We start from the raw sequence: 10998 nt of genomic DNA on the forward strand, positions 1-10998 counted from the left end.
CGCTACACCCCCACCACCACACCCGAACCCCAACTCACCCACCAATAAAACCCAGACCGGCGACAGCCACCAAACAGTCGCAAGACGACGCGACAGCCCTGGTTCGCCGATCCCAATGCATTCGGACCGCAGAATCCGAGATGGAGAACTTTGTGACAAATCATGTTGTAGCCCAGATCAACGTGCGCTCGAAGTTGGACATGGACCGTGCTCTCGACGAAGTCGTAGCCAGCGCAGTGGTCCAAGCAGAGGCAAGCGGTCGTCACGGCGTGCTTATTACGCGGCACTCCTTCACGGAGCTCACCGTGGCACTTAGTTCCAGCGTTCCATTCCGGACGATTCACGAGAACGACCGCGTCCGAGCTTATGCCTGAGCTATTCATAGGCCAGGCATTCGGACCCGTCGCCCATGGGTTCGGGCTGAGTAACGCAGATCAGCAGATGACAGCATACGAAAAGGATCTTCTCTACATGCTCTGCTCCGGTGACACAGTCACGGCGATGAGCAAGTACACCGGCGAATACTTTACAGGCGCCGTGGACGAAGTCGCAGCTCTCCAGGGCAAATTCTGGATCTACGCTGAGCTGGGAGAGCGCAAACTCATAGATCTGGATGAGCACACAATCTGCAAAATCAACTGACGGATAGTTCCCAACTGCCTCAGCAAACTGGACCCACCCTAAGACTGGCTCCACGTGTTCCTCTCCCGACATGCGAAATCGAGTCACGAGACGCAGACCCCACGCAAAATCTGTGCGGAGTTTGATCCTCATGCGAAGCAGTAGGGACGGCCATCGACTAGCTGACTACCCTATGTCATCCAACGAAAGGTACTAAGTGAAATTTGGGAAGCAGCCCGCCCCTGTGGCGGACATCAACGAGGAAAACCTTCAGGTCCACAAACCCAAGACCGAGGCTGCCGGTGTCAAGGCCGTCATGGTGGCACTGGAACGCGCCGTCGCCCAGGCCGGAGTCAGCCGCACCGCACAGTCACTGCTGCGCCTGAACCAACGTGGAGGTTTTGACTGCCCCGGCTGTGCCTGGCCGGAGTCGGACAAGAAACGTAAGGCAGCGGAGTTTTGCGAGAACGGTGCCAAGGCTGTGGCCGAAGAAAACACTCTGCGCACCGTGGGAGCTGAGTTCTGGGCGAACCACTCCATCGCGGAGTTGGCTACGAAGACGGAATACTGGCTGGGCAATCAAGGCCGCCTCAGTGAGCCTGTGCTCATCCGAGAAGGTGAGACGCACTACTCGCCAATCTCCTGGAATGACGCGTTCGAGCTCATCGGTGAGCACATCCGGGCATCGACGCCGGACCGTTGCGTTTTCTACACATCCGGCCGCACTGCCAACGAAACGGCTTTCCTTTACCAACTTTTTGCCCGCTCACTGGGCACGAACAACCTGCCGGACTGTTCAAACATGTGCCATGAGTCCTCCGGCTCGGCGCTTAATCCAACCATCGGTATCGGTAAGGGCACAGTCTCGCTGGATGACATCCATGACGCTGAGCTGATCTTCGTGGTCGGCCAGAACCCCGGCACCAACCATCCCCGCATGCTGTCCGCGCTGAAGGAGTGCAAGGACAAGGGAGGAAAGGTGGTGGCGGTCAACCCCTTGCCGGAGGCTGGCCTTTTTAATTTCCGTGATCCGCAGACGCTATCAGGGGTTGTCGGCGGAGGTACCCCGTTGGCCGACGAGTATCTGCAGATCAAGGTCGGCGGTGACTTAGCGCTCTTCCAAGCCCTTGGCCACCTGCTCCTGAGGGCCGAAAACAAGGTCCCAGGTTCGGTCGTCGACCACATTTTCATCGCAGAGCAAACGGACGGATTCGATGCCTATCGCGACGCCCGCGCCACCCTCGACTGGGAAGAAACGGAACAGGCTACAGGGCTCACCCGCGCACAGATCGAGCAGGTCTCACGGATGCTGGTCGAGTCCAAAGCGACGATCTTCTGCTGGGCACTGGGTGTCACGCAGCAGCCGCACTCCGTGGACACCATCAAGGAAATGGTCAACGTGCTCCTGTTGCAAGGCAACTTCGGCAAACCGGGCGCAGGTGCCTGCCCCGTCCGGGGGCACTCAAACGTCCAAGGCGACCGGACCATGGGCATCTGGGAAAAACCCAACGAATCGCTCCTCACCGCGATCGACGATGAGTTCGGTATCACCTCGCCTCGCCATCATGGCTACGATGCGGTTGAATCAATGGAAGCCTTTGAACGCAACGACGTGGACGTCTTTGTATCCATGGGCGGCAACTTCTCCTTGGCGTGTTCCGACACTGAGACCCTGGAAGCAGGCATGCAGCGGATCGGGCTTACAGTACACATCTCCACCAAACCAAACCGGTCTCATGTGGTTCACGGCCGCACCTCCCTCATCCTGCCAACACTGGGTAGGACGGACAAAGACGATAAGCACCCTAAAGGCGCTCAATTCCTGTCTGTGGAGGACTCAATGTCTGTGGTCCATTCCACCCAGGGACGTCTAACGCCCGTCTCCGAGCACCTCCTCGCCGAACCCGTGATCGTGGCTCGCATGGCCGAGGCAACTTTCGGCCCGGACCACTCCGTGGACTGGCGCGCCATGGCCGAGGACTACGACGTCATCCGCGACCACATCGCCCGTGTACTGCCCGGCTTCGAGGACTTCAACACCCGCATCCGGACGAAGAACGGGTTCGTACTACCCAATCCTCCAAGAGATACTCGGTCCTTCGCAACCGACATTGGCCGCGGCCGCTTCACCGTCAGCCCTCTGGAATACCTCGTTCCTCCCAAGGGGCACCTTGTGCTACAGACCATTCGCAGCCACGACCAATACAACACAACCTTCTATGGGCTGGATGACCGGTACCGGGGTATCTCGGATGGCCGTCGGGTGATTCTCATCCATCCCGACGACTTGGCCGAACAGGGCTTCCGGGACCGGGACCTGGTCGACGTTGTGAGCACTTTCCAAGGCGTCGACCGCCGTGCCGATAGCTTCCGACTGGTCGCGTATCCCACGGCAAAGGGCTGCGCGGCCGCCTACTTCCCAGAAGCGAATGCCCTCGTCCATAAAGAAAACGTCGCGCGCGTGTCCAACACTCCGGGCTTCAAAGCCATGTTCGTACGCTTTGAAGCGCGTGAAGGTAAGGGTTAGTCCTGTACCTGAGATTGAACGCCGCGTGGTTGGCGGAGGATGGCACGAAGACCAGCGGACAGGATCTGGCCGCGCATTTCACCTGAAGAGCGGCTTCATCAGAGGGACTGGGACGCATCACGAAGCGGCCCAGTCCCCCTTGTCTGTGACTCATGGCTTGGGTTCCGAGGCTTGGGACCGGGGAAATCATCACACACTGCCGGCCAGCGCAAGCGAAATTCGATGCTCAGTCCAAGTACCGCGCGGTGTCCAACCAGTGGCAGGGAGCCAGTCATCCGGCCCTGTGGAGGAAGACGGTTCTTGGATCCGGGGTTTGGAACGCCGATCAGGGGAAACGGCGGTTTGACCCGCCTTAGGCAGCCCGGTAAGCTGTACGCCGCCTGTATGCCGATGGTGTGGTGCCCCAGTGGGCCGCGAATCTCCGGGATGCATAGGAAGGATCAGGCCAGCCAACGGCCCTTCCTGCAGACGCCACTGCTGTCGTCCCCGAGCGCAAGATGCTAGCCATCCGCTCAGCTCGAAGCTGGTTCAGGAAGGCCATGGGCGAAGTTCCGGTTTCCTGACGAAACAGCCGGGACAGGTGTCCCGGAGAGATGGAAACATGGGCCGCGAGGCGGTCCAGGTTCCAGTCCTCATCCAATCCATGACGCAATTGATGAATCGATTCGGCTATCAAGTCACTGTAGGACTGTCCGGAGACAGGCTCACTAAAGGGTGCACTTTCCGGGACATTGGATTTATAACGCGCGGAGGGTCTCACCTGTGAAAGGGCATCCAGAACCTGGTAGAACAGGGCCAATTCTGCGAAAACGGTCTTGCCAACTCCAGCGCTGAATCGATCAGCAAGCCGTGCGAGAGAGTCTTGGGCATCCGCGGCAAGATCCCGTACTGTTACTTCGCCTGATGCACAAACGTCGCCGAGCGTGCTCCCCTCAGGAGGGACAGGGGCACTCCGCTGCAACAGCGACTTTGACACGTACAGCACCGAGAGCCTTAGTCGGCTTTCGTTTTGGTACGCGTGCCAGGAATTGGGTCCCAGGGTCACCACGGTCCCCTTGCGGATATCGAATGAGCCGGCCTCTGTAGTGTGGATCGCTTGGCCATCGCGGACGATTACTACTTCAGCGAATTCGTGTCCGTGCATAGCAAGGTCACTCGTGTGCGAAGAGTTCTCCACATGCACCAACGCTTTGGAGGAGGAGAAAACCTCTGGGTGAGTGACCGTATGAAATGCGCCCATCAAGTTTGCCGGGATTCCACAGCCGCTACGGCCCCGCTTACCCGGGCATGACCGCTGATAACTTCCTCAAGATGGGCCCGAGCGGCGGCGGCTGCGGCTGCAGGATCGCGATCCTTTATCGCCGCAACGACCAGATCATGCTCGTCGACGAATGACGTGAGGGGTTGATGGGCAGAGGCTTCTCGAACCGAACGTTCTATCCCTTCCTCAATACCACGGTAGATACGCGACAAAACAGGGTTGTGCGCCGCATCAACGACGGCTTGATGGAACGCGGCCGACAACGGCGCCAAGGCGTCCCCGTCGTCCCTCCCGGCAGCTTCTCTCGATTTCTCAAGTAGACCGTCCAACGCGACCAGGTCCTCTTCCGTCGCCATTTCCGCGGCCACCGCAGACGCCTGTACCTCAATCGCGAGACGGGCCTCCAACACGTTTTTCAGCTCCTCTCCCGCCACAAAGCGGGCCAGCACTGTATTGACCTCGCTGACTGCCCTGACAAAGGTTCCGTTACCTTGGATCGTTTCCAGCAGCCCCACATGGACAAGGGACTGCACGGCTTGGCGGAGGGTTACACGGCTCACCCCATACTGAGCCAGCAGATCAGCCTCCAGGGGCAGCCGACTGCCAACCGGCCAAGCCCCGGAGACGATATTGCGTTGCAAGATCGCGGTGACTTGCTGGACAAGGGCCGAACGCTGCGGAACTAGCGGTGTCGCCACTCCAGTTTCCTCTCAAGCAGGCAAAGGGATGCTCTATATAGTACCAGTGGAGTTCAGTCTTTGAAGAAAATACGACAAATCATTGAGGACACCAGATGGTGCTGTCCGCTCCAGTTAGGTGACTCTGCTACGGACAAGGTTTTCTTAGGGGCGCGGGTCCCGGGAATCGTATTGGCGAAACGCCGGGAGATACTTGAGCGTTGCCGCGGCAATGCCGATGATGGCAAGCCCACCAACTACTGCAGGGACCCAAAGCGCGACAAACGATGCAAACACACCGTAATACAACGCCCCAACGCGCGGACCCCCTGTCACCACTACCGTAAAGACCCCTTGGAGGCGGCCCCGATAGGCGTCAGGCGTGGCCTGCAACAACATGGTGGTGCGAAAAATTGAACTGACATTGTCGGCGGCGCCGGCGAGGATGAGCGTGAAACACGCAACGATCAACAAAGTGACGTTCGGGTGTGCTTCGTCCACGGGCGATGACTGCAGCCATCCCAGCTGGGCAACGAAAAGTGTCAGGCCAAACAGGACTGTGGCTGCCCCGAAGGCTTGAACAGACCTGACGATCCCCAGACCATGGCGTGGGTATCCCCCGATACGCCCGGAAAACAACCCCGACGCGAAAGCGCCAACAGCTACCGCCGCTGTGAGGAGCCCAGTCGTGATAGCGCCTCCTCCGAGGATAAAAACACCTACTGCAGGCAATATCGCTGTCGGATGCCCGAAGACCATGGCAGCGATGTCCAAAAGGAACTGCGTCCTCAGGTTCGGGGCGCTTTTCAGGAACCGCAGCCCGTCACCGAGGGTGCCCGCTCGATGCGTGCCCGTAGAGCCCGCCGGGCGGAGACGGGGCAGCGTCCACAGCCCGAGGAACAATGAAAGCATTAGGACAGCATCGAGCATGTAGGTCATCGGGTACCCCACGAAAGCAACCAAGAGGCCACCGGCGGCAGGACCGGCCATGACCATGATGCCAACTGATATTCCGTTCAGCGCGGCAGCTGCTGAGATCAGGTCATCCCCTACCAGTCGTGGGGTCATGGACGACTTACTCGTTCCAACCACGGAATTGGCGGCCGAAATGACAATAGACAGGGCATAAAGCCACCACTCGGTGACATTGCCAGTCCAGGCAACAACGGCAAGAACTACCGTCGTGACCCAAGTCACCAGGGCGGCTGAGAGGGCCACACTGCGGCGATCGAATCTATCGGACAGCATTCCGCCATAAAGTCCGGCGACAATCATCGGGAGAAGACCAGCAACGGCGATCATGGCCACGGCGAGCGTACTGCCGGTGATGTCGAACATGTGGAGCATGACTGCCGTGACCGTCAATTGGCCGCCAAGCCCTCCCAGCGTAGATCCGAGCCATAGGCGTCCGAACTCCGGTTTTTGGGTCAGCGGACGCAAATCCACGAAATGACTTCTGCGGGGTGTAGCTACGTTATTCAAGACGTACTTTCTGTGTTTGTACTCGGATCCGAGGCATCGGGTCGATGCCTCGGATCAGTGCCCCTGGATGCCTCTGCGGGAACTGATTCCGAGATAGAGGGCAAGGTAGATTCCGCCAAGAAGACCTGTGACCGCTCCCACGGGCAGGTGAATCGCGGTGGATGTATAGGTTGCAAGGAAGTCGCTGCCGACGAGGATAGAAGCCCCGGTCACTGCACTGGTAACGGGCCTGAATCCACCTGGATGGATCCATCGGGCCAGGTGCGGTGCGGTAAGCGACACAAAACCGATGGGGCCACTGGCCGCAGTGGCTGTTGCCGCGAGAACGATGCCGGCAAGGCCTGCTGTAACCCTTACGGGCAGTATTCTCACGCCCAGGGAAGTAGCCAGCTCGTCGCCCAGGCTGAGGTTGTCAAGGGACCGTTTCAGCAGCAACACCGCTGCGGTACAGACCGCGAGGCTTAAGCCAAGGTAGGAGACCCTGCCCCACTCGGCCCCACCCAGGCTTCCCACGAGCCACCGGGAGGCATTTTCGGCGCTGTCAACGTCGGCCCGTATGAGGAGGTAGGAGTTGAAGGCCGTGAGCAGTGGGGCGACGGCTATGCCGGCAAGTACTAAGCGCATTGGCTTGACGCCCCGTCGTGCAGCAAGGACAAACACCACTGCCCCCGCGGCCAGTCCGCCCAGAAGTGCGCCGAGCGGGGTGGCGGTTTCACCGGCGTGCATAACAAGAATCACCAGAAGGGCTCCGGTGGCAGCACCGTCGTTGATGCCTACGACGTCGGGACTACCCAAGGGATTGCGGGTGAGATTCTGAAAGATCGCTCCGGCAAGTCCCATGCACGCCCCTACGAGAACGGCAACGACCAGTCGGGGAAGCCGGATCTGGGTGACGAGGTATTTTTCCGATGTTGTACCGCTGCCTTCAAGAACTGCCACCAGCCTGTCCAGCGGTAGAGGATGGCCCAACCCTCCGAGGAGCGTCAGAACCGAAACCAGAACTACGGCCACAAGAATTGCAGCCAAGATTCTACGCCGCAGCCGGGAGCCCGGTTTGGGCAGAGATGGACGCGTTCGTGTCAACGCCGAGGACCTCATAGATTGACAACTTTCCTGCGGGCGAGGATGAACAAGAAGATGGGTGCTCCGATGAAGGCAGTGACAATTCCAGTCTCTACCTCTGCCGGCATGGCAATGACGCGCCCTATGACATCCGCGCCAAGGAGCAGGATTGGTCCCAACATGAGTTGAAACGGAATCGTTCTTCTGTAGCTTGGTCCAAGGAGAGCCCGGGCGATATGGGGTGTTGCCAACCCGATAAACCCAACCGGGCCGCACGTTGCAGTTGCCGCTCCACAGAGAAGAGTCACCGCCACCAGCACCCCGGCGCGTACCGCTCCCACGCGCATCCCGAGCCCACGGCTGATGTCCTCGCCAAGGGCCAAGGTGTCCAGGGGCCTTGCGAGAAGGAGGGCCACCACCATTCCGAGAAGCAGTATGGGGCCAGTTGCACCCAAGACCTCCAGGGACGGCCAGCCCAACGCTCCCACTACCCAGTAACGGAACTGCTCGTAGGTTGCCCTGTCCGAGAGGGAAATTGCTGAAACGACCGCCCCCATGGCAGCGGAGACGGCTGCTCCCGCGAGAAGAAGCCGTGCCGGATTGGCCGAACGGGAGCGGCTTCCTCCGAGAATCGAAACCCCGATGGACGCTACGAGGGCTCCCGCCAGTGCCAGCCATAGATAGGTAACCGGAGCGTTGATGTGGAGAACTCCTATGGCAACAACGACGGCAACAGCGGCTCCTGAATTGACGCCCAGCAAGCCCGGTTCCGCCAGAGGATTGCCTGTAACTGCCTGGATCAGGCTGCCGGCCAAAGCCAGGGCGGCCCCGACAGCCAATCCAATGAGAGTTCGCGGAAGCCTGAGCTGCCAGATTACATCCGCGGCATACCCCTGCCCCGAGTGGAGCAGAAGCTCCAGAACCTGACCCGGCGGTATAAACAGCGTCCCCACCATTACGGAGGAGAGCAAGACCAGCAGAAAGACCCCTGCCGTCAGCATGACGATGGTTCGGGGCCGGAAGCCGGAGCTTCGAGGCCGATCGGCTACCGGACTGTGAGCGGGTGCCTTCTGCTGACAGACTTCGGACGGCACCCAACTAGTCCTTCACGGCTTTTTCGATGGCAGGGACCAGACGTTCCAACGCGTAGGGAATCGAAGTCACCGTTGAGGCGGACATTGCCATAACGGTGTCTTGATCCTTCACCTCAACGATGCGTCCCTCTCTTACGGCCGCCAGGCGTTGGAAGGTACTCGATTTCGCAAAGGCTTCCTGTGCTGCGGTGTTGCCTTCCAGCACGACTATGACATCGGCGCTGTCGAGGAGATCCAAGCGCTCCTCGCTCAGCGCGGCCCAAAATTTCCCGCCTACCAGGTCCTTGGCGGAATCCGTAGCTTTGAACCCCAGAGCATCCATAAAACGCCCCCTGTTGTCAGTCGGGGCATAGACGCCAAACTGGCCATTCATGGAAATCACAGTCACGGCAGTCAGCCCCTGCCACTCGGGGTGCGCTTGCATTGCTGAGGTGAACCCCGCTTTCGCCTCAGAGACCAATTGCTCAGCCTGGTTCTTTTTCCCTACTGCCTCACCGACCTGGACAGCCCGGGTATCCCACGGCACCAGATAGGCATCTGAATAACCGGCTACAGGAGCGAGGGTAGGCGCCAGACCATTGAGTTTGTCGTAGTCTTCTGCGCTCAATTGAGTCCCGGTCGCCAAAATGAGTTCCGGATTTGCCGCAGCGATGTCCTCGAAATCTAGCTCACCGAATTGCAGGAGTGTCGGATTGGAGTCTCCCAACGCGTCAACGGACCACGGTCCGACCCCGTGCTCCCACTCCTTGATCCATTGGGGAAACGCCACAGGCTTCTCACCAAGCGCCAACAGTACATCCGTATCTGTGGTTCCAGTGACCACGATGCGCTCCGGCTTTGACGAGATGGTTGTTTCACCGAACTGATGCTTCATCGTCAACGGCCATCCACCGGTGCCGGGGTCCGAACTCTCAGACGCCCCGCTGCTGACCGGCGAACATGACGTCACCGCGGCGACCAAACTCAACGCGGTCACTACACAGGCTGTGCGGCGGAACAGGCGCACACGGGAGAAAACAGACACATCGACTCCAAAGTTAGGTAAAGCTTACCTATCCACCGTAGGGAGTCTTGATGCGCGCAGATAGGACAATCCGGGCGATAGCTAGCACAATCCGAGCACAAACTCTGGTGTGAGCTCTCATGCAGGTGTAGTTTCTGCCACTGGAAGATCCGGCCCAAGAGCCCGGCTGTGTTCGCCTGGTGAAAACAGCCTCTTGAGCGCATTCATGCCTCTGGTGCTGCTGCCCCACCCGGGAGGAACGATGAGGGCGGGTTTAGCTTCATGCGAGAGGGTGACGGGACCGGATGTCGGCTTGTACTGCGGTCGTGACGGCCAGGCTCCCTACGGACCGCCGACCAGATTCTCGGCTACCCGCCGCAGATGATTTCGCATTGCCGCTTCTGCCCCTTCGGGATCCCTGCCGAGCAGTGCCTCGACGATTACGACGTGATCCTGGTGGTAAAGACGGCGCCGTTCCGGTGTCGACGTCTGTCGCTTGCGGTCGCCCCACACCGGCAAGGCGCGAGCGGCGTTCATGACGTCGAACATTCGTACCATGACACCGTTCCGGCTTGCCGCGGCAATGGCTCGATGTAGCTCGGCATCCTTGGATTCGAATGCCTCAAAACCGTCAGCGCTGGCGCCCTCAATGAGGTGACCTCGGATGAGCTCAAGGTCGGACAAGGTGGCTGTCATTGCCGCCACGGACGCCAGAGGCGGTTCAATGACGAGCCTGGCTTGCATTATCGTTGCTGGGCTGGTGTCTGACGGCGACGCCGATGCCGTAGCGACGGCTTCGCTGAGGAAAGTCCCCCTGCCCACATGCCGGATGAGCAGGCCCTCATTTTCCAGTTGGGCGAGGGCACGCCGAATGGAGTTCCGGGAAGTAGACAGCTGCTTCACCAGCTCGCGCTCGGTTGGGACTTTGCTGCCGGGACCGAGTGTTCCGGCGGCAAGGCCGTCGAGGAGCATTGTGCGCAAGGTCTTGCTGAAGTCCAACACGCGCTCAGATTATCAAGAAGACCAATCTATACCAATGCCTCAGTCCAAGAATTCCTCTTTTCACAACGGTATTGCCACCAGAGCGCGGACGGGCTACTCTCGACAAGGTAAGTATTGGTCTACATTGGTACAGATTGGTTTTCAATGAAATTCGTTACTTTCACACTGGATGCGGGCGATGTCCGCGTCGGACTTGCCGACCCGGACCGAAACACGGTACGTGACGTGACCTCGCAACTTCCGGAGGGACTCGGACTCCTGGGAGTGAT

At 59.4% G+C, this 10998-nt stretch carries 10 protein-coding genes; 3 read left to right on the plus strand and 7 right to left on the minus strand.

Features of this window, described 5'->3' with window-relative positions; genetic code table 11:
• The first annotated feature begins 152 nt into the window (after positions 1-152).
• From ACSVIE_RS20665 to ACSVIE_RS20675, 3 genes are all read left to right on the plus strand, one after another.
• Positions 153-374: a hypothetical protein gene (locus tag ACSVIE_RS20665; RefSeq protein WP_442425094.1), complete on the plus strand. Its 222-nt coding sequence runs from the start codon at positions 153-155 to the stop codon at positions 372-374.
• Positions 375-441: 67 nt separating this feature from the next.
• Complete coding sequence (locus tag ACSVIE_RS20670) at positions 442-642, plus strand: hypothetical protein (RefSeq protein ID WP_442425095.1); 201 nt, start codon at positions 442-444, stop codon at positions 640-642.
• A 196-nt stretch (positions 643-838) separates the two neighbouring features.
• Positions 839-3148, plus strand: a complete 2310-nt coding sequence (locus ACSVIE_RS20675; RefSeq protein WP_442425096.1) for an FdhF/YdeP family oxidoreductase — start codon at positions 839-841, stop codon at positions 3146-3148.
• A 352-nt stretch (positions 3149-3500) separates the two neighbouring features.
• Here the strand turns inward: ACSVIE_RS20675 and ACSVIE_RS20680 are convergent, their stop codons facing one another.
• The 7 genes from ACSVIE_RS20680 to ACSVIE_RS20710 form a co-directional block, all read right to left on the minus strand.
• Positions 3501-4388 (minus strand): helix-turn-helix domain-containing protein, encoded by an 888-nt coding sequence (locus ACSVIE_RS20680; protein ID WP_442425103.1) that lies wholly within the window; start codon positions 4386-4388, stop codon positions 3501-3503.
• Positions 4388-5107: a FadR/GntR family transcriptional regulator gene (locus tag ACSVIE_RS20685; RefSeq protein ID WP_442425097.1), complete on the minus strand. Its 720-nt coding sequence runs from the start codon at positions 5105-5107 to the stop codon at positions 4388-4390. The genes ACSVIE_RS20680 and ACSVIE_RS20685 overlap by 1 nt, the downstream gene beginning before the upstream one ends.
• A gap of 144 nt (positions 5108-5251) precedes the next feature.
• Positions 5252-6532, minus strand: coding sequence for an MFS transporter (locus ACSVIE_RS20690; protein ID WP_442425098.1), 1281 nt, complete (start codon positions 6530-6532; stop codon positions 5252-5254).
• A 90-nt stretch (positions 6533-6622) separates the two neighbouring features.
• On the minus strand, positions 6623-7666 hold the full coding sequence (locus ACSVIE_RS20695) for a FecCD family ABC transporter permease (protein WP_442425099.1): 1044 nt from the start codon (positions 7664-7666) through the stop codon (positions 6623-6625).
• The gene (locus tag ACSVIE_RS20700; protein ID WP_442425100.1) at positions 7663-8631 is read right to left on the minus strand and encodes a FecCD family ABC transporter permease; all 969 of its coding nucleotides are present in this window, start codon (positions 8629-8631) and stop codon (positions 7663-7665) included. Before ACSVIE_RS20700 ends, ACSVIE_RS20695 begins: the two co-directional genes overlap by 4 nt.
• Positions 8632-8728: 97 nt before the next feature.
• Complete coding sequence (locus ACSVIE_RS20705) at positions 8729-9748, minus strand: ABC transporter substrate-binding protein (protein WP_442425101.1); 1020 nt, start codon at positions 9746-9748, stop codon at positions 8729-8731.
• 321 nt (positions 9749-10069) lie between these two features.
• On the minus strand, positions 10070-10729 hold the full coding sequence (locus tag ACSVIE_RS20710) for a FadR/GntR family transcriptional regulator (RefSeq protein WP_442425102.1): 660 nt from the start codon (positions 10727-10729) through the stop codon (positions 10070-10072).
• Positions 10730-10998: the final 269 nt, after the last annotated feature.

The sequence above is a fragment of the Paenarthrobacter sp. NCHU4564 genome (assembly GCF_052156435.1).
Taxonomy (GTDB): domain Bacteria; phylum Actinomycetota; class Actinomycetes; order Actinomycetales; family Micrococcaceae; genus Arthrobacter.